General features: G+C 48.0%; 17 protein-coding genes and 1 tRNA gene. 12 read left to right on the top strand and 6 right to left on the bottom strand.

The genetic code is table 11. From position 1 onward, the window contains the following. Positions 1 to 95: 95 nt before the first annotated feature. Positions 96 to 413, top strand: coding sequence for a PTS system regulator TmaR (gene tmaR, locus SGBXF1_RS16110; protein ID WP_037425492.1), 318 nt, complete (start codon positions 96 to 98; stop codon positions 411 to 413). A gap of 63 nt (positions 414 to 476) precedes the next feature. Here the strand turns inward: tmaR and SGBXF1_RS16105 are convergent, their stop codons facing one another. Next, positions 477 to 1,265 carry an ABC transporter substrate-binding protein gene (locus tag SGBXF1_RS16105; RefSeq protein ID WP_037425489.1) on the bottom strand — a complete coding sequence of 263 codons (789 nt, stop codon included), beginning with the start codon at positions 1,263 to 1,265 and terminating at the stop codon, positions 477 to 479. Between the two features lie 36 nt (positions 1,266 to 1,301). Beyond that, positions 1,302 to 2,471, bottom strand: coding sequence for a M20 aminoacylase family protein (locus SGBXF1_RS16100; protein ID WP_186427177.1), 1,170 nt, complete (start codon positions 2,469 to 2,471; stop codon positions 1,302 to 1,304). Between the two features lie 139 nt (positions 2,472 to 2,610). Between SGBXF1_RS16100 and SGBXF1_RS16095 the strand changes: the two genes are divergently transcribed. From SGBXF1_RS16095 to SGBXF1_RS16060, 8 genes are all read left to right on the top strand, one after another. After that, positions 2,611 to 3,564 (top strand): LysR family transcriptional regulator, encoded by a 954-nt coding sequence (locus SGBXF1_RS16095; RefSeq protein ID WP_186427176.1) that lies wholly within the window; start codon positions 2,611 to 2,613, stop codon positions 3,562 to 3,564. Between the two features lie 254 nt (positions 3,565 to 3,818). Then, positions 3,819 to 4,211, top strand: a complete 393-nt coding sequence (locus SGBXF1_RS16090; RefSeq protein WP_186428524.1) for a cell envelope integrity TolA C-terminal domain-containing protein — start codon at positions 3,819 to 3,821, stop codon at positions 4,209 to 4,211. Between the two features lie 242 nt (positions 4,212 to 4,453). Further along, on the top strand, positions 4,454 to 5,245 hold the full coding sequence (locus tag SGBXF1_RS16085) for a Fic family protein (RefSeq protein ID WP_186427175.1): 792 nt from the start codon (positions 4,454 to 4,456) through the stop codon (positions 5,243 to 5,245). Between the two features lie 231 nt (positions 5,246 to 5,476). Further along, positions 5,477 to 7,231 carry an ATP-binding cassette domain-containing protein gene (locus SGBXF1_RS16080; protein WP_186427174.1) on the top strand — a complete coding sequence of 585 codons (1,755 nt, stop codon included), beginning with the start codon at positions 5,477 to 5,479 and terminating at the stop codon, positions 7,229 to 7,231. 147 nt (positions 7,232 to 7,378) lie between these two features. Continuing rightward, complete coding sequence (locus SGBXF1_RS16075) at positions 7,379 to 7,693, top strand: hypothetical protein (protein ID WP_186427173.1); 315 nt, start codon at positions 7,379 to 7,381, stop codon at positions 7,691 to 7,693. Positions 7,694 to 7,864: 171 nt separating this feature from the next. Continuing rightward, positions 7,865 to 8,218 (top strand): translesion error-prone DNA polymerase V autoproteolytic subunit, encoded by a 354-nt coding sequence (gene umuD / locus SGBXF1_RS16070; protein ID WP_061806708.1) that lies wholly within the window; start codon positions 7,865 to 7,867, stop codon positions 8,216 to 8,218. Between the two features lie 245 nt (positions 8,219 to 8,463). Beyond that, the gene (locus SGBXF1_RS16065; protein WP_186427172.1) at positions 8,464 to 9,075 is read left to right on the top strand and encodes a dTMP kinase; all 612 of its coding nucleotides are present in this window, start codon (positions 8,464 to 8,466) and stop codon (positions 9,073 to 9,075) included. 195 nt (positions 9,076 to 9,270) lie between these two features. After that, positions 9,271 to 10,014, top strand: coding sequence for an SDR family oxidoreductase (locus tag SGBXF1_RS16060; RefSeq protein ID WP_186427171.1), 744 nt, complete (start codon positions 9,271 to 9,273; stop codon positions 10,012 to 10,014). Between the two features lie 161 nt (positions 10,015 to 10,175). Here the strand turns inward: SGBXF1_RS16060 and SGBXF1_RS16055 are convergent, their stop codons facing one another. Next, on the bottom strand, positions 10,176 to 11,102 hold the full coding sequence (locus SGBXF1_RS16055) for a hypothetical protein (protein WP_186427170.1): 927 nt from the start codon (positions 11,100 to 11,102) through the stop codon (positions 10,176 to 10,178). Positions 11,103 to 11,703: 601 nt separating this feature from the next. Here SGBXF1_RS16055 and SGBXF1_RS16050 point away from each other — a divergent pair. After that, complete coding sequence (locus SGBXF1_RS16050; protein ID WP_186427169.1) at positions 11,704 to 13,299, top strand: sigma factor-like helix-turn-helix DNA-binding protein; 1,596 nt, start codon at positions 11,704 to 11,706, stop codon at positions 13,297 to 13,299. Between the two features lie 183 nt (positions 13,300 to 13,482). Here the strand turns inward: SGBXF1_RS16050 and SGBXF1_RS16045 are convergent, their stop codons facing one another. Further along, on the bottom strand, positions 13,483 to 14,691 hold the full coding sequence (locus SGBXF1_RS16045; RefSeq protein ID WP_186427168.1) for an MFS transporter: 1,209 nt from the start codon (positions 14,689 to 14,691) through the stop codon (positions 13,483 to 13,485). Positions 14,692 to 14,795: 104 nt separating this feature from the next. Between SGBXF1_RS16045 and SGBXF1_RS16040 the strand changes: the two genes are divergently transcribed. Then, on the top strand, positions 14,796 to 15,713 hold the full coding sequence (locus SGBXF1_RS16040; protein WP_130381389.1) for a LysR family transcriptional regulator: 918 nt from the start codon (positions 14,796 to 14,798) through the stop codon (positions 15,711 to 15,713). A gap of 57 nt (positions 15,714 to 15,770) precedes the next feature. On the opposite strand, the gene SGBXF1_RS16035 is transcribed toward SGBXF1_RS16040, so the two are convergent. Together SGBXF1_RS16035 and SGBXF1_RS16030 are read right to left on the bottom strand one after the other, a co-directional pair. Further along, positions 15,771 to 16,313 (bottom strand): DUF3916 domain-containing protein, encoded by a 543-nt coding sequence (locus SGBXF1_RS16035; RefSeq protein ID WP_186427167.1) that lies wholly within the window; start codon positions 16,311 to 16,313, stop codon positions 15,771 to 15,773. Positions 16,314 to 16,538: 225 nt separating this feature from the next. Continuing rightward, positions 16,539 to 16,614, bottom strand: a tRNA-Asn gene (locus SGBXF1_RS16030). Between the two features lie 559 nt (positions 16,615 to 17,173). On the opposite strand from SGBXF1_RS16030, the gene SGBXF1_RS16025 reads away from it, so the two are divergent. Beyond that, on the top strand, positions 17,174 to 18,292 hold the full coding sequence (locus tag SGBXF1_RS16025; protein WP_037416975.1) for a branched-chain amino acid ABC transporter substrate-binding protein: 1,119 nt from the start codon (positions 17,174 to 17,176) through the stop codon (positions 18,290 to 18,292). The last annotated feature ends 143 nt before the right edge of the window (positions 18,293 to 18,435 follow it).

Genomic DNA, 18,435 nt, shown 5'->3' with positions numbered 1-18,435 from the left:
ATGAGTGTTGTGCCTGACCGCCACAAACCTGTATCTTGGTATCATTGTGGCCGTAAGCAAATGAATCTGTGTATTACTAAAGCAAGGGTATGAAGATGGATAATGCAAATAAGCCGAGTTTCCAGGACGTTCTGGAGTTTGTGCGTATGTTCCGCCGTAAAAATAAGCTGCAACGCGAAATTATCGACAACGAAAAGAAAGTTCGTGATAACCAAAAGCGTGTGCTGCTACTCGACAACCTGAGTGAGTACATCAAGCCAGGCATGAGCATTGAAGACGTTCAGGGCATCATTGGCAACATGCGCAGCGACTATGAAGATCGCGTTGATGACTACATCATCAAAAATGCCGATCTGTCTAAAGAACGTCGCGAACTGTCCAAAAAGCTGAAAGCTATGGGCGAAGTGAAGTAACCGTTTTTATCGGGCCGGGCATTTGCCTGGCCCTTTTATTTTTTGTTTCCCGCCAATCCGCCGTTATTGCCCTGAACCATACACGTCAAAATCAAAGTATTTATCGTTCACTTTCTTATAAGTGCCGTTGGCGATGATCGCTTTCAGCGCGGCATTAAATGCATTGAGCAATGCCGTATCCTCTTTACGCAACCCAATACCGTCGCCGATACCGAAATATTTGCTGTCATTGAGCTCAGCACCGGTAAAGGCAAAATCCTTCCCGGCAGGCGTATGGAAAAACTCACTGGCGCTGACACTGGCCAACAGTGACGCATCCAACCGTCCATTGACCAAATCTTCATTGGCTTCCTGCTGGCTTTGGTAGGACACCACATTGACCCCAGCTGGTCGCCATAGCGCGTTGGCGTAAGCTTCCTGGCTGGATCCCTGTTGTACGCCAACGGATTTGCCTTTCAGCGAAGCCGCGGTAGGTTGCAGATCGCTGCCTTTACGGGCTACCAACCGTGCTGGGGCATTGGACACTTTATCCGAGAAGGCTATTTGCGCCTGACGCTGCGGCGTAATGGTCATGGAAGAGGCAATAGCGTCAAACTTTTTTGCCTGCAACCCCGGGATCATCCCATCCCAACTGCTTTCGACCCAAATGCATTTGGCCTGCATTTGATCGCACATTGCCTGCGCAATATCGACACCGAATCCGGTCAGCGCACCCTGTGGAGTCTTGTATTCCAACGGCGGATAGGTGGGGTCGACGCCCAGCTTAATGACTTTGCCGCTGAACTCTCCACCAAAGGCCGCGAAACTTAACGCCAGTGGCAGCAATAAAACCAGGCTACTTTTTGTTTTCATTTCATTTTCCTCAGTGTTGTGGTGTTCAAAAGGGCATTAAGCCAAAAAGCGTTCAACCAACTTGACCCAGTACGTCGCGCCAATCGGCAGGCATGCGTCGTTGAAATCGTAACCGGCGTTATGCAATGAATTGCCGGGCGTGCTTTCACCATTGCCAATTGAGATATAGCTGCCGGGGCATTTCTCCAGCATAAAGGCGAAATCCTCACTGGCGGTAAATGGCCGTAGTGATGGAATGAGCTGTTGTTCGCCCGCCCAGTCCAGCGCCACTTCACGCGCCAGTTCGGTTTCCGCAGCGTGGTTCACCAGCACCGGATAACCATGCTGGTAATCAATTTCTGCCCGGGCACCAAAACTGATGGCTTGCGCTTCAACCAATGCGGTAATACGGTTTTCCAGCCGTTGACGCACATCGGCATTCAGTGCGCGCACGCTCAGTGTCATGGTGGCAGTCGCAGGGATCACATTGCTGGCAAGACCGGCCTGGATCGCGCCTACGGTGATAATCGCCGTTTCCTGTGGATCAATATTTCTGGACACGATAGTTTGCAGGCTCATCACGATAGCAGCGCAGACCACCACCGGATCGACCGTGTGCTGCGGGACCGCACCATGGCCGCCGCGGCCGTGCAGGGTGATGTTGACCGTATCGGCTGAACACATGAAGGGGCCGCTGGCAAAGCCCAGTTGGCCAACAGGGAAGCCGGGCACGTTATGCATGGCGAACACCGCGTCACAAGGGAAGCGTTCAAACAGCCCATCTTCGATCATCACTTTGGCACCACCGCCACCTTCTTCTGCCGGCTGGAAAATCAGATGCAGAGTACCGGTAAAGTCAGAGTGCAGTGCCAGATAGCGTGCTGCCGCCAGCAGCATGGTGGTGTGGCCATCATGGCCGCAGGCGTGCATCACCCCGCTATGGGTGCTGGCATAAGGCAGTCCGCTGGTTTCTTCAATCGGCAATGCATCCATATCGGCCCGCAAGCCAAGCGATTTCCCCACGCCGCGTTGCAGGGTGGCGACAACCCCGGTTTGTCCTATATGGCGCGTGACCTGATATCCCCATTCGGTCAGCAGCTTTGCCACCAGATCGCTGGTGGCAAACTCATTGAATCCCAGTTCTGGATGCGCATGAATATGGTGGCGAATGGAGACCATTTCGTGATGAACAGCGGCTATTTCAGGTAAAACAAGCAAATTTCCCATTGCGGCATCCCGATTGAATGTTCACTCCCCGACGCGAAAGATAACCGGGAACAAGGTACTTCGGAGACTAACAAACAACCTTTTGCCCGGGGAGCCGTCGTTCGGTTATGCTGACAACTTATGATTGTCAGGGGGCGTGATGAAACTACATCAGTTACAGGCTTTGGTCGCCAGTGCCGACGGTGGTAGCATCCGCGCCGCCGCACGACAATTGGGGCTTTCACAGGCGGCGGTCACGCGGGCCTTGCGAGAGCTGGAACAGCAACAGGAATTGCCGTTGCTGATCCGCACACCCTCCGGGTTGGGGTTCACGCCTTATGGAAAAACGTTGTTGGCACACGCGCGGCTGGTGTTGAACCAACTGGAACAGGCCAACAATGAGATGGCGGGCCTGCGTGGGCTGGCGCAAGAGCAGGTGAAAGTGGCGATCACTCCGTGGCTGATGTTGACGGTGTTACCGGCGGCGGTGGTGGCCTTTCGCAAAAAGATGCCGAGGGTAAAACTGGAGCTGTTTGAAAGCCTGATGGCCAACGCACAATCCCAACTGCGAGAGGGCACGATGGATTTTGCCATCACGCCGCTTCCGGCTTCGATGGCACCGCAGGAGTTTCATTGTGAGCCGTTGCTGGATTATGAAACGGCGGTGATGGTGCGCCACGGCCATCCGTTGGCCCAAAGCACCTCAGTCCACCAATTGCTGGAGCAGGATTGGGTACTGAATTACACCCCGGAAAATTATGATGATTTAATCCAGCAACTGTTCAGCCGACACGGCGCTCAACTCGATCCGAACCGCATTATTCATGCGCATTCCCTCGGCATGTTGCAGGCAATGGTAGAGTCGGCAGACATGTGTACCTGGAGCCCGGCACCGTTGATAGGTTTACCGCAGTTTGCCGGACGGCTGCAACCGCTGGCGCTACAGGAAGGCTGTGACCTAGCGCGGCTGAATATCGTCACCCGGCGCAACAGCATTCTTAGCACCGCTGCCCACGCGTTGATTGATAACCTGATCCGTACCCTGCGCCAGCATGCCCGCTCCGCTCGGCTCGAGGATCGACTGATTTATGATCGGGTGAAGTTGTTGATTTAGGGGGTGGGGGCTCGGAGTTATTGGGACTGGGAGCATTTTGGTTATTCAGGGGTATTCTGACAGTCAGCTTTGTGCCAATAGCGGACCTTTAAAAAATTGTTTGAAGTTATCAATAGGGAGTTAGTGACCACGTAATGGCGACCACGTCATTACCATTACGAGTAGTTGAAAATGCGCCAGTAATGACGGAACAATATCTCAGTGTGTATGAAGAAATTAATCGAATGAGGGAGCAAGGAGTGAGAGCGAATCGAATGGCAATTAAAATGTCTATGCTGGCATTTATGGCCAGTCAGGCAATGGGTTGCGCACCATTACAACCTTCAGGATGCCATAAAGCCACTGCACTGGGTAATTGCGGTTCTGGCAACTGGGATGATCGGGATGAGTGGGGCTCGCAAGCGCGGGCGATCAGAGCAGCGATAAATGCAAAACTTGCTGAGCCACAAAACTGGAAAGGGAAGAAGTGTCGGTTGCATATCGAGTTTGCGCAGAATGGCACGGCTTTAAACATATCAACCAGTGACGGTAATAAAGCATATTGCGAAGCGGTAAAATCAGCAGCCCAGAAAGCCACATTTCCGGCCTTCACTAATGAGGCGGTGTACCGCGATTTTCAAAAATCTCGCTTTGATTTGCGCGGCTAGTCATACCATGAACATGAGCAGGTCCGCTTCTCGCTTGAAGCGGATTGTCATTTTTGCTTAAAAAACAGGCTTAACGTGGGATATCTTCCGTTTTCCAAGCGGACCCCATTATGCGTATACGGAGTTTGAGCAAGAAAATATTTACGAGAGGGTGGGAAAGAAAATGTTAACAAACAAGAAACATTTATGTAAAAAAATGAAGTTACGCTGGGAGTTGGATGGATTATAGATAGAAGGGATGCATGGAAAACTACGTTTTAAATGGCAATGTCATCAAACTACAACCGATCGCATATCCTGATGTAAATCATCTTCATAAGGATAGTCTTGTGTTGCTGGATAGAACTCAGCGGTTGTTACAGAGAACAAATATTGGGTATGAAAAACTGGTCAGCAATGCTAATGAGGTAATAAACACAGACAAGATAAAATTATTGCAACATCGCCTCAGTAATCATGTCGATCCCAAAATATTCCCCAGTGAGAACGCGATCAGTTTTAAAGAATTTTCTTTCTATCAGAATACGGGGCCTGCTTTCATAGACAAACTATTCAGTGATGACTCGTTCATTGAATTTATCAGTGAAGCTGGACGTAAAATAAAAGATGAGTCTAACATTATTAGGCCGGGAAATATAAGGACTGTCCCTGATGAAGACGGTGGGTACACCGAGTTTATTGATATATCAATGCTTAGAACGACGCTACTTTCCCTACGTGAATATGCACTAAAAAATAATGGTGAGCATAGTTTGTTTGTGTCTATTGCTTTTTCCGTTATGTTTGTACACGCTCATCCACTTTTAGACGGAAACGGTCGCACATCCAGGCTTTTTTTTAATATGATGCTAAGAAATACCTTATCCGATTACATCCCGCTCACCGAGTTGTGTTACGCAGCACGTAGTGGGTATGTACTCAGTATACGTGAGGCATTTTTGTTCTCAGAGTGGGATAACATCATCAGATTTTACTGTAAGTGTATTCATCTTCTCTATGACTCATCATTAAGTGATCTAAATAGCATACAGTGAAAAATGTATGCTATTTAGCTAATTTATCGACAAAGGAGCATTTATGTTAACTGAAAAAGATTTGCTTTTGATCAAGACAACAACTATGACGGATACGCAAGTCGGTAAGGGTGACATTTGGACTACCTCTAAGACTTAATTGAAGTTGTATGTTAGGTAATACTTTATCTGACCGTTGATTACAAAGTATGGTGGGGCCCCGCCATACTATAAAAAATAAAAGGCTCCAATATGGAAAAACTTTTGTTTTTGTTTCAGTACTTCAGAGCTTCATCAAATAAAACGGTAAAGCGGCAGTTTGTCTATGTCGTGTTAATTTCCGTTATCACCACGCTGCTTTTTTCAGTGCAACCCGTCATTATGTCATATCTGGTCAATGCCATCGAGATAAAAGAGTACAATTTATCCGTTGCGGTTATTGGTCTTGCCATTAGTTATATTGCGCTGATGAGCATAAAAAAACTATCCTCGGCAGTGAGCTTTATTTTGATAACGTCGTTGCGTAACAACGTTGTCATTAGTCTGACAGATAGTTATTTTAAAAGTTTGTTTACCTCCAATAAAATGACGAAAAATGAGAATACCGGTGATATCACACAGAGGTTGAATCAGGCGGTTGACGAACTGACAACGTTACTGAGAAACATCTCGCACAACTTGCTACCCCCACTCCTGCAATTATTGTTTAGCATTTCAATAATATTGATGTCTGGAGATGTGGTTGTTGCATTGCTCTTCGTGCTTTACTTTATTATTTATCTTTGGACGAAAAGAAAATTTAACCCGCGCATTGTTAATCTGTATTCTGATTTTTATTCTTCCTCAGTGAAAAAATACAGCGTAATCACAGACAGTGTTAAGAATATAGATGCAGTTAGAGTTTGCAACTCTTATGATTTTTTGTTCGGTAGATATAAAAACTTACTCAATTCAATAGAAGCGAAACATGAAGCCTTGCTTAAGGCCGACTTCCGGTTTCTGTTGATTGAGTCTATTTTAAGCGTTCTATTTTTTGGTGCCTCTTTCTTACTCTCCTTTTATCGTGTCATGAGTCAAGATATCACTCTAGGTCACTTTGTTATGGTATCTTCCTACATTATGCTATTGGCTGCTCCCCTTGAGAATATCGGCTCCATGTATACCGCAATGCAAAAATCCATGGTATCGCTTTATAAGTTTGTTACTGATATGGGCACGCCCCCCCGAAATGATCATCCGGTGATGAACAAGGCCCAAGGTAAAAATATCTCTGTGACGCTCTCAAAGGTCCTGTTTTCGTATGAAAAAAATGGAACGAACGCAATAAACAACATGGATTTAACGTTCTCAAATCCAGGTTTCTATACCTTGACCGGCCCAAGCGGAGCCGGGAAAAGTACCCTGGCTAAACTGATTGCTGGTGAGCTCATACCTGACTCAGGCCATATATATATTAATGAAACACCAATAAATGAAATGTCGGATAAGACACGAGCGGAGTTAATGTTTCATGTATCACAAAATGACTATATCTTCATGGATACTCTTCGCTTTAATTTACAAATTGCGAGCCCGCATGCATCGGATGAAAAACTACTCACGGCATTGCAATTGGCTCAATTTAATGATATTCCCTGCGACAGCCCCGCTGAATTGTTAGATTTGCCAATAGGAGATAATGGTATGACCTTGTCAGGTGGGCAACGACAACGCCTGTCATTGGCCAGATTGTTTCTCCGGCAGCCACAAATCATTATTCTCGACGAAATCACCTCGTCACTGGATATTGTAAATGAAAGAGCAGTGCTGAAAAGCATAAAATCGGCCTACCCTTTAGCTATCGTCATCAATATCAGTCACCGGCGTTCAACATTTGATTACTCAGATGAGATAATAGTATTGGATCAGGATGGAATTGTTGAACGAGGTAATTTTGCATCACTTGCTGGAAAAAATGCTTATATTCAATCCATCTTGGAAAAAGGCAACTTGGACATTGCGGGTTAATACCCCGTCCTCACCCCCCGCCGGCCACGGAGACCGCAGGGGGAAATGATGACACTGTTCAGCCGTATCAAGGGCAGGAAAGGCCGCGTTACGGGCACGGTACAACACGCTGCCGATGTGATACCGCCCCGCCCGAACGAGCCCGGCGTGACGGCATGCTGGCGCAAAATAGCCCGCGGGGCAGGGGATGTCGTCCTGACGGCCGTGATCAGTGCAGCGCTGACCTGCCTGGTACTTCTGGTGGGAGGCCTGCTGTTTGGCCTGACAGAGACCGGCAGCGCCGCCGACTGGCTGGCCGTGGTGACCAACAGTATCGTGGCGGCCGGTGCGGTCGGAGCCTTCGCCTCGGATTCAACCGCTGCCCTGACAGAGCTGTGTGAACAACTGACTGCAGTTGAAGGGTACCTGAGACAGAATGAGGCGCTGCGCCACGGGAAACATCAACGTTATCCACAAATTTAGTGGATAACGTGTGTGCAATCGTCGGTAAAAATCAGCGTTTCCGGCAAGCTAAATCATTCGGATAATTATTGAGTTACTTCTTGCCCTGTCAGCATCGCGGTTGCGGGGCTTGCAGGTCTATCTGTTTCGCTTATGATCACTGTGTATTTATACAGCAAAGATATAGAAACGATGACCATTACCAAGCTGTTCAGATTTTCACCAGAAATCACGTTTAAGCTGCCATTTTTCGGTGCGCAATGCCCTGCTGGGTTCCCAAGCCCAGCCGACGATTATATTGAACAATCACTTGATTTAAATGATTTTATTCGTCATCCGGCAGCAACATACTTTATCCGTGCAACGGGGGAATCAATGGTCGATGGCGGGATATTGTCGGGTGACCTGCTGATCGTTGACCGCGCAGAAAAACCTGAACATGACAGCATAGTGATTGCCGCAGTCGACGGGGAATTTACCGTGAAACGTCTGCTACTCACTCTTTGCAGACTTCATACTCCATCATCCTCGTCGCCGGATGCCTGAAAAGCTAGCTTCAATGTGATAATCAAAGGCGGGCAGGCCAATTAGAAAAGATAGGGTAGCTTTAAAAGCTAAAAATGAATCAGGTATAACTAATGTTTCACATTTCTGATGTTGATAAGGGTGACCTTGAGTTAGGGTACCTAATCCAACGAACGCAGAGCGGGCTGCTATTCAAACGAAGGAAGTAAGATGCTTTTGCCAGATGCACGCTATACAAAAACCCTATATCAATCGTCATTTCAAGAATGAGTCGTCAACTGTTTGTTTCTCTGGATGGGCCTAAAGGAGCCGGTAAAACCACACTGTTGGAGGCCATTACGAAAGTACTAAGGGCAGACAACAAGAAGGTGGTCCGACTTTGCGAGAAAAAAAGCGATCCTTACAGAGGGGAAACAATGGCCCTCGTTAATAAGCTCGCCAGAAATCCCAGCCTGGATTTGGAATTGGAGGTTTGTAAGCGCCTTGCTGATAGCCGTGCCTGGATTTCCCAGCAAGTGCTGACTAAACAGCCCCCGGACAGCATTATCCTGATGGATCGTTGGTACCCGTCGGATGCCGCGTTTCGCCGGATGGTTCCATTTTCAGAGATTTTACAACTTAACATTGAGCGAAACGTGCGCACACCAGACCTGCATGTTGGGGTTGTTACTGCGCCTGATATTTCATGGGCGAGGGCCGCGGCCCGACCGCGTGGGCTAAGTAGCACGGTGATTTATAAGCTGGAAGAGCATGTCGCTTGTACCAAGGCGTTCGAGCAAGAAATTGCAAATCACGGCTGGATTTTATGCCGTAATGAAGGAATGATTGAAGACGCAACGATGCAAGTGATTTCCGAGATCTACAGAGTGCTTGGATGATGCACTACGTGCTTGCCATGGGCAGTTTTGTGCCAATAGAGGAAGTTGCTAATCCCCTGGCACACTATTAAACAGTTTGCAGTGCAGCTTATTTATATTCCTCATGTAAAAAGGGCACTAACTGAAAGATATCACTCCGCCTTCCCATGCTATATCTCCATCAATACATACTCATTGATAAAAGGATGCATGAAGATGCTGAGAGGTAAAAGAGCTGTTATTACCGGTGGAGGCGGAGGATTTGGTCAGGCGCTGTGCGTGTGGTTGGCGCGAGAAGGCGTCGAAGTGGATTTTTGCGCGCGGCGGGCTGATGATATTCAAAAAACCTGCAGCATCATCACTGCTGAAGGCGGCATTGCAAAAGGATATATCTGTGATTTAACCCAGCCTGAATCCCTTTCTCAGTTTTCTTCACAGCTGTTAACTTCAGACAAGCCCATAGACATTTTAATCCTCAATGCTGCTCAGTGGTTGTCAGGAACGTTAGACGATCAACCTGACACAGAAATTATCAATACCATCAGTTCAGGCCTGACAGGTTCGATCCTACTGACTCAGGCATTGTTGCCTGGGTTAAGACGTTCAGACAGCGCTGATATCATCTCAATTATATCTGCATGTGGGATTCCGAATTTTACGGATTCAATTGCGCATCCTGCTTTTTTCGCCAGCAAACATGGGCTTAGCGGGTTTACAACTAAACTGTCCCAGCAGTTGTCCGAAGAAAACATACGTGTTACTGGGTTGTACCCACCGGATTTCGAACTTACTGGGTTAGATATATTTGTCGATAATCAATCCAGAATGGGGGAGCATCTGATGAATGGGCGATCGATCTGGGAAACGATTCGTTTTGTGCTGGCTCAACCTCGCAGTTGCCATATAAGTAGCATCTACTTTCAAGGTCCAACGCGCGAAGACCTGAAGGTTAGGGGCTGAATTTGGTGACGTTGAACAGAATAGTCAACGTCCACTTTCGCTCACAGCTGAACAAGGTTCGATCATTTGATGCTGTTCTTCCTTTAAAGGAAGGTGACTGACTCACTCTGCCTCGTAAGGGGGTGTGAATAAGGGGGTGTGAATAACTTCGTGATAATTAACTATGTTTCTATCCGCCGTTCCGCGAGAGCATGTCTTGCTGCGTTTGATGCCCATTCATCGGACTGGTCCAGGTGTTCAATCTCTGACTCTGCTATCGGCGTTACACGGATCAGCGGAACTGAACCGAAAGGCAAATTATCAATCCTACGACCATCACGGCTGAGAATGATCCGGGTCATTGGGTTATAATCGCCCGTAAGAGTGCAAAACAGGATTGCTCCATATTTTTCAACATCGGCAGCGATCTCATGCCCATCGGCAACGAGATCTCCTAAGCTAATTAATAGATGAGCCCAGTCATCAATCTGATGGCTGGTAATATCCGAAGCATCTAATTCCATGAAAAGTTCGCATCCTACGCCATTTTCCGGGTCTGCAATGCCGGCCCAGGGCGTCGAGAGGCCATCAGTGGCCAGCGTTAATTTGGTGTTACTCTTAGTGTTGATCACCCGGCGATGGGGCCCGAACCATTTCGTCTGGTTGTGTACATTTGCGTCACCTCGTTCAGCAGCAAAGCCATCTGAGACGCCGCCATACATTTCCCAAAAAGCTCGCCTTGCTACAGCGGCTGCCTCATAAATCGGGTTTTGAGGACCGCGCGGTACAATTGCCTCGTCGAATATTGTGTCAACCGTAACGCGCCCCCGTACTAACGGTATTTTAGACCTTGTCCAGCGAACAATAACCTTATTAAAGGGCTGTATCCGTGATGCTTCGAGTTTCTCGACAACCTCCTGGATCTTCTGAAAGGAGTGGTTACCCTTTGCACCGTGACTCCCGTCTGCATACATATAGCCTCCGGACTGTGAGGAGACTCCAGCCTGCTCGGTGATAAAGAACCATTCTCCGTTCACAGCGCCTGCGGGCGCCTTGTCTAAGGCCGGGCGTAAGTCCCTTGCCGCATCAGAGTTTGAATATGCTGTCATGTCTGTCCTTTAACTTCATGTTTATGCGTCTTACTTATTTTAAGCTTTTCAAAATTATAGTATTACTTACCTTTCGGCCCGACAAACCGAAAAACGTCTGCCGGGATCAGCTACCTTCAGCCTGCCGACGAGACCAGTCCACTCCACTCAATTTTCTCTAATGAAGCAGCACCTTACGTACACATTCCCGGTTTTGTGCGCCAAAGTATTGCGCAGGGGACGGGAACATGGCTGAGTTGCGACTGTTTATGTAGACTCTCTTGTGGGAGCAAAAGTGCCTACTTCCGCTTCTCGCTAAAGTGGACCTCTGTGGCTCACCACTAGGTAAAGGATGAAGTACCATTAATCCACTCGCTATCAGGATAGTATTTACTCTGGAGCTTTCAGCCGAAAGCATTGCTTAGGAACAAAACGGGGACTGCGGGAGCAATGACATTGTTATTGGGAGATGGGAAGGAACAGAGATCCAATAATTAGGCTAATGTCGGTGCGGCTGTTTTCTGCCACAGACTGAATTTGCTACCATTATCACCGTAAATGGACGTCATGCGCTCTCAGTGAGGCAGTTCGTAACGAAAAATAGGGATATATCGCTAAAGCTATGTCTGAAACCACCACCAAGAACTTTCCAGCGCGCCATGGAGCTCCGTGGGGTAAAAAAGAATTTCAGCAACTGATCTTAGCAATAGAGCAGGGCCTCACGCTAAGTGAGCTTGCCGAACGTCATCAGCGTACGTTTGGAGGTATATATGGCGCGATTAAGCGTTTGCTCCCCTCTGAATTTTGCCAGAACAACAATATTGGTTCAGTGTGTGATCTGGCGCGCTATTTCAACGAAACACGAAGTCAAGAACGGGCATGTCTTATCAATGCCCTGCGTCGGTCTGCTGCAACAGAAAAAGCCCCGGAAAAAAAACAAGAAATAGGGATACCACAGAGGGTTGGTGAGCAAGCTGTTTCGTCATGTGCAGCGATGCCGGGAGCGAGCGGTAAAACGCCAGACGAAAAGCAAATAACAGATTTCGTCCCCAACACGGAATTTCTGGATTATGTAGCCAGTGAATCCGATGTCATCATGCTGGTTAGTGCGGCTGTGGAGAGTTTATCTAAGGAGCGCGATCGTGATGTTCTTCTGATGCGTTTCGGCATAGATGAGTATCCCCATACACTCGCTGAGATCGCCATCAAATGGGGTGTTTCCCGTGAGAGAGTCAGACAAATTCAGGAGCGGGCCTTCAGGCGGCTAGCGGCTAAGTCTCGCTATGAGGGAGCCCCCGGCGCCGCTCTTAAAAAGCTTATTATCGCAGTCAGTGATTCCTCGTATGAAATAGCGATATGGGCGCATCGTATCGCTCACCGTGATTTTATGACGTCGCCTGAACTGGCCGCGAAGTTCATTCTCTGCACTGCCGGTATTCTGAAGGTTAAGAGGGTGGAAATTGTGGGATTCTTCTCCACTATTTCACGACTACAAAAGACAAAGTTGCGCGAGCTGGACCGGAGTCGAGCCGCGAAAGAGAGAATTGAATCTGTGCTCAGCGGCTGGTTAAATAATACAGACTGGCCCTCAGTCATCGCTCCGCCACCAACGGCAGCGCAGCTCTCTTCTCAGCGATTAGTCAATGATTCGGATATCGCCGGTCATTTTTACTCACAGAAGCTCGAACGCGTCGTCCAGTACGAGTCCGGACTTGAGCTAGATATCATGACGCTGTTGGAGCGCAGCGACCAGGTTTCCTTTTACCAGGAACAACCCGTTGCTATTCCGTACAGTTTTAAAGGCAAACTCCGAAAGTATTACCCGGATCTGCTCGTTGCGACCGTTGATGGCCGGTGCCTGCTTGTCGAAGTTAAACCAACAGACAGCATGGCCTTAAGTATCAACTGTGCAAAAGCCATTGCTGGTCGGGCATGGGCGCACGCGCGAGGGTGGGGATGGCTGGTTGTCAGCGATCGACATACGTTACGGCAACTGGAAGAACATGTCATCCCTGCGGCTAAATGGACGCTGATAGAAAACGAACTGAACGCATCTGGGGTTCTGACCTGGCGCGACATGATGGGGTTATGCACGCGGCATGAACTTACACGGTTCGATCTGACGGCGTATATCATTCAGTCAGGTGCTGAGGTAGACAGATCCTACCGCATTACTGCGCGAAATGCCCATGACACCGTGCTGGCTATACTGGACTGAGCCCGTGAGCTTTCTAAAATGGGTCTATTTACAGAAACATTATCCGTTAAATACGGGTGTAGACAGCTCTGTAAATACCTGGCTTGGTCAGCATGACGAACGCTCATTCACCGGACATCAAGTGGTGTTACTGGAGCAATAGTGAGGGTACATGCCCGCTTTGTGCCAGAGGTGGATGTTATGCTAATCAATGATGAGATGGTCAGGCTGGATAGTCCGTTTGGCCAGTTTCTTTTGAAGTATTATGACCATTACAGGAAATCCAGCTGCGGCTAATGCACTTACAGCTAACAGTCTGTTTAGATTTTGCGTTGTTATTCCCTGGTCAGGTAGTAATAAGGAAGACAAAAAGAATGCGAGAGTTGTTATCAGGGACATAATTGCTGCCTGTAGTGAAGAAAAACTGGCTCGTTGTTCATTCTCAGGATACTGGACAGCAACCGACGAAGCGGAAACAAGTCGGCTATATGAGGCTCCAAGAAATAAGGTTATAAATAGAAATGCATTATGATAGTCCATCGCAGGAATCAGCAAACTTGCTACAAAGAACAGCGTTGAAATTGTTGCCAACATCAGAGCAGATAAACGCGATGTTAGAACACCGGTTATTTTTGTAGACAGATAACCTGCAACCCCTCCACTTAAGAACAATAAGGGTAATAGGTTTTGTTGTGCTCCCATATACTGCGTCATTAATGGCGTCAAAATCGGAATAATTAGCATTGGGCTAAATTGTACTATTGCAGCACAAGAGGCGAAAAGTAAGGTTTGGGTATCAATAGATAGATTACCCTTCACGCTTGATGGAACCGTATCCTTGGGGATAATAAATACTATCAACGGTAAAGACAGTAGGCAAAGTGAGCTGATTAACCACAGCGCAGTATGCCAACCATAGTGCGTGCACAAAAATAATATAGCTGGCATGCCGACGATACTCACCATCGAGAATGATGCAATCACCGTTGCCAGCATTTTTCCACGTAAGTTCGCTGGGGCATAGTTTATCAAAATGCTCGTACCCACCCCCATTGTCGTACCACCAACCAATCCTGCGCAAAATCGTAGTACGAGTAGAGTGTCAAAATGAGTCGTGAGTGTGGACAAAAATGTTAATGTTCCCAGCAGTACCATATTCTTGACCAAGAATTGTTTTTTATTAAACCGGTCGATCATATAAAAAGCAATAATTCCAGAAAGGACAGCACCCAGTGTGTACATACCAGAAACATAGCCAGAAAATGATACAGGAACCGAAAATCCATCGGCCATAAAAGCAAAAACAGGCGTCAACGCCATGTATTCCAGCGCATTAGTGAACTGGATAAAAGCCATTACAATGGCTATCCGCATGAGAGTTTTATGATTAAACGTCTGTGTGACCAGTGGCATAGCAAGCAACCTATGGATAAAAGATACCCTGAGTTTAACCGCTATCAATGGTGTGTATTATATGGTAGAAATGGCATTCATTATTATCAAATATGGGATAGTTGATGCGTCCGGCTCTTGATTTTAATACCCTAAAAGTATTCATTGCTGTGGTTGAAAGAGAAAGTTTTGTCGGGGCATCGAAAGTCCTTGAAATGCCGACATCAAATGTTAGTCGTTGTATTTCTCAGTTAGAAGAAAAACTGAATCTTCAGCTTATTGAGCGCAGCACCCGACACATGAAACTCACCCAGGCGGGGCACTTACTCTATACCCGAGCGAAGCCATTACTGGAGGCGCTTGAGCAAACTGAGACAGAATTAACGTTGCGGCAAATGCAACTCAAGGGTCCATTACGCATCTGTATTCCCAATGAAATAGGTCCTGCATTGCTGGGTTCTGTTGTTGCCGATTTCGCCTGTCTGTACCCGGATCTGGAGATCAGCTGTGTCACAAATTTGTCGGGCCTCGAATCCCTGCGAGATGATTTGGATTTAGCTATCATTATTACCCGGGGTCAGATGGATGACAGTGACTACATAGCTCGTCATCTGATGACTATCCCTTGCACCGTTGTTGCAGCCCCCTCTGTCATTCAGCGTTATGGTACCCCTTCTCATATCCAGCAATTTGAAGAATTACCCTGCATTACAACGGTAAGTGCACTGAAAGGTGCCCCCTGGCAGTTTGTCAATACAAAGGGGGGATTCGAGACAATTAAGGTTAATGGGCATTATCGGGTAAACAGCGGAGAGATGGCAGGACGGGCTGCGGTATCAGGTGTCGGTTTTGCAATTCTATCGAAACAAGCCTGCCAACCCTACATTAGCGATGGACGGTTAATCGAGGTTGAGTTTGAACAATCGGCAGCCCCATTGCAATTGTTTGCACTTTATTCAGATCGGCGTTACTTGCCGGCTAAAACAAGAGCGCTTATTGATTTCATGCATCAGAAATTGAGCAATATATCCTTAGCAACATAAGCTGACATCGTTTCACTGTGAGACTGGCACTATGCGAAACGGACATTAAACGCGCTTTTATAACACTTGGCCATAATACCAACGTTCGCCTGTAAACCATTCATCAGGATCGTCACCGCCATAGTATTCAAGCGAGGTCCCCAGCTCCTGTACATTCTCTGGCAGAGTTAATCCCCATTCTTCAGCAAGGCTACGCCCCTTAATGATCGATGAAGCCACATTTTCAGAAGTGCTTTCGCATATGAAACCCTGATAGTACTCTTCAGAATGGTAAAGACAGACTTCGCTGGTAAACATATCCGGGAGGCAGATAACAGAAGTAATTCGCGGGCTGTAGCTCGAGCCAGCTGTTGCAAGTATTAAATTAGAACATGCGTCAATTAACGCTTGCGCGCAGGCTGCCTTGGTTTTCTGGAGACTGTGTTTTCCCTCAACAAGATTGACATCTACAGGAATTTTGTAGTTCCAGTAGCGTTGGTCTTCTGGAAAAACTGCGAGGATTGGATCATGGAAGGTTTCCGCCCAACGGTTAAGCGCTTTTAAGCGGCGGGGAATATTTCTTATTTTAGTACGGTAATCTCTGTTTAGACGCCTACTCATCTATTTTAAGCTTCCCTATCTGTTCAAACAGTCCTGACTAAAATCATAATTTAGAACTGTGCTGTCCCTCTTCGATAGCTTAAATATTACCAGTAATGCCATTGTTGTCACTTGGCAACCGTCACAGATTGGAACGCTGACATATCCGACACAGGCTCCTAACCACCGATAAAAAACAAGAGCAAAAAGCCCGCTCAGGTTTCCCTGAGCGGGCTTCTCTAAATATGGCTCCTCTGACTGGACTCGAACCAGTGACATACGGATTAACAGTCCGCCGTTCTACCGACTGAACTACAGAGGAATCGTGTGAACGGGGCGAATAATAGCGGGGTGGTGCGGCTTTGTCAAAGCACTAAACTACGAAAAAAGTGTGTTTGCTGTCGTAATGAGCATGTTGCGTTGTTTTTCGGCACTCATCTTGTTTATCCACGCTATTTTTCACCCAAAAATCCCCGGCGTCGGGTTTGCACCGGCCATTGCACGCTTCTGGTGCGCAGGGCGATATCGCCGTAGGTGAACGGATAATACCGCAGAAAAATATTGCGACGAGTTAGCCAGCAGATCCCCTCACAGAGCCTCCTGACGGCGCTGAAACCTCGCATTTTCTCTCTGATATGTAGGATGAATGGACAGAAAATATGTATTGGCCGTCACAATGGCTAGATTTTTGCTTGTTTAAATGCGGGGAATGCGACTGCGCTCTCGCGCAAATTATTTTCGCCGTCTACACATAAAGTGATTGCTCCACGCCTCTGGGCGTTCCGCTATACCTGTGATACTTGAAGCCGTATCGGTGTTCTCGCCGCTTTGATACAGCGCCAATTATTTGGGATCTAAAAACAGTGCTGAGGAATACAACAATGTCATCGAAATTGATTAAAAGTCCGCTCGCTGCTCTGCTTATCGGTTGTTTAGGTTCTGCTTTTTATGCTCAGGCCGATATCGTTATCGGCGTCGCCGGGCCGTTCTCTGGGCCGAATGCGACCTATGGCGATCAGTATTGGCGTGGTGCTTCGCAGGCGGCAGCGGATATTAACGCTGCCGGCGGGATTAAAGGGGAAAAAATCAAACTGGTTCAAGGGGATGACGCCTGCGAACCTAAACAAGCGGTCGCCGTTGCCAACCGTTTGGTGGATCAGGACAAGGTCGCGGCGGTGGTGGGCCACTTCTGCTCGTCCTCCACCATGCCTGCTTCCGAGGTGTATGACGAGGCCGGCATTATCGCCATCACCCCCGGCTCGACCAACCCGCAGATCACCGAGCGCAACATGGCCAACATGTTCCGCATGTGCGGTCGTGATGACCAGCAAGGGGTGATCGCCACCAACTACATGCTCAATACCCTGAAAGCCAAACGCATCGCGGTGATCCACGACAAAGACACCTACGGTCAGGGGTTGGCAGATGCCGCCAGAGCAGAGATGAACAAGCGCGGCGTGAAGGAAGTGCTGTATGAAGGGCTGTCACGCGGTGAAAAAGACTTCAACGCACTGGTGACCAAGATCGCCTCGGTTAAACCTGACGTGGTCTATTTCGGTGGCTGCCATCCAGAGGCTGGGCCATTGGTGCGCCAGATGCGTGAGCAGGGTGTGACCGCCAAGTTCTTCTCCGGTGACTGCATCGTGACCGAAGAGCTGGTGACCGCTGCCGGTGGGCCGCAGTATACCAACGGCGTGCTGATGACCTTTGGTAACGATCCGCGCCAAATTCCGGAAGGCAAAGCGGTGATCGCCAAGTTCCGTGCCAGCGGTTTTGAACCAGAAGGCTACACCCTCTACTCCTACGCCTCTATTCAGGCGATCGCCGCGGCGTTCAACGCGACCGGTGGCAAAGACAGCGCCAAGGCCAGCGAATGGCTGAAATCGCATGATGTGGATACCGTAATGGGCAAAAAGGCCTGGGATAAGAAGGGCGACCTGAAGGTATCGGATTACGTGGTCTACCAATGGGACGATAAAGGCAAATATCACCAACTCTAAAATCCTCGGCGTCTTTCAAGCCACAGCGTTGTTGGCTGCATACGTTCCCCCAGTCACTTAGTGAACCTAAGCTTCTGGGGACTCCCGTACTTGCCGCCTAACTGTCACTTGAAATCCATAGAGGATTAACCCATAAGCGGATC

Source organism: Serratia grimesii (assembly GCF_900186025.1).
In the GTDB taxonomy this organism is placed as follows: Bacteria; Pseudomonadota; Gammaproteobacteria; order Enterobacterales; family Enterobacteriaceae; genus Serratia; species Serratia grimesii.
Note: the sequence above shows the minus strand (reverse complement) of the source record. Positions and strands in the feature narration are given on the sequence as shown.

Excerpts from the sequence above, each read along its gene's own strand:
- tmaR (WP_037425492.1), top strand. The coding sequence starts at position 96 with ATGGATAATGCAAATAAGCCGAGTTTCCAGGACGTTCTGGAGTTTGTG.
- SGBXF1_RS16105 (WP_037425489.1), bottom strand. The coding sequence starts at position 1,265 with ATGAAAACAAAAAGTAGCCTGGTTTTATTGCTGCCACTGGCGTTAAGT.
- SGBXF1_RS16100 (WP_186427177.1), bottom strand. The coding sequence starts at position 2,471 with ATGGGAAATTTGCTTGTTTTACCTGAAATAGCCGCTGTTCATCACGAA.
- SGBXF1_RS16095 (WP_186427176.1), top strand. The coding sequence starts at position 2,611 with ATGAAACTACATCAGTTACAGGCTTTGGTCGCCAGTGCCGACGGTGGT.
- SGBXF1_RS16090 (WP_186428524.1), top strand. The coding sequence starts at position 3,819 with ATGGCAATTAAAATGTCTATGCTGGCATTTATGGCCAGTCAGGCAATG.
- SGBXF1_RS16085 (WP_186427175.1), top strand. The coding sequence starts at position 4,454 with ATGGAAAACTACGTTTTAAATGGCAATGTCATCAAACTACAACCGATC.
- SGBXF1_RS16080 (WP_186427174.1), top strand. The coding sequence starts at position 5,477 with ATGGAAAAACTTTTGTTTTTGTTTCAGTACTTCAGAGCTTCATCAAAT.
- umuD (WP_061806708.1), top strand. The coding sequence starts at position 7,865 with ATGACCATTACCAAGCTGTTCAGATTTTCACCAGAAATCACGTTTAAG.
- SGBXF1_RS16065 (WP_186427172.1), top strand. The coding sequence starts at position 8,464 with ATGAGTCGTCAACTGTTTGTTTCTCTGGATGGGCCTAAAGGAGCCGGT.
- SGBXF1_RS16060 (WP_186427171.1), top strand. The coding sequence starts at position 9,271 with ATGCTGAGAGGTAAAAGAGCTGTTATTACCGGTGGAGGCGGAGGATTT.
- SGBXF1_RS16055 (WP_186427170.1), bottom strand. The coding sequence starts at position 11,102 with ATGACAGCATATTCAAACTCTGATGCGGCAAGGGACTTACGCCCGGCC.
- SGBXF1_RS16050 (WP_186427169.1), top strand. The coding sequence starts at position 11,704 with ATGTCTGAAACCACCACCAAGAACTTTCCAGCGCGCCATGGAGCTCCG.
- SGBXF1_RS16045 (WP_186427168.1), bottom strand. The coding sequence starts at position 14,691 with ATGCCACTGGTCACACAGACGTTTAATCATAAAACTCTCATGCGGATA.
- SGBXF1_RS16040 (WP_130381389.1), top strand. The coding sequence starts at position 14,796 with ATGCGTCCGGCTCTTGATTTTAATACCCTAAAAGTATTCATTGCTGTG.
- SGBXF1_RS16035 (WP_186427167.1), bottom strand. The coding sequence starts at position 16,313 with ATGAGTAGGCGTCTAAACAGAGATTACCGTACTAAAATAAGAAATATT.
- SGBXF1_RS16025 (WP_037416975.1), top strand. The coding sequence starts at position 17,174 with ATGTCATCGAAATTGATTAAAAGTCCGCTCGCTGCTCTGCTTATCGGT.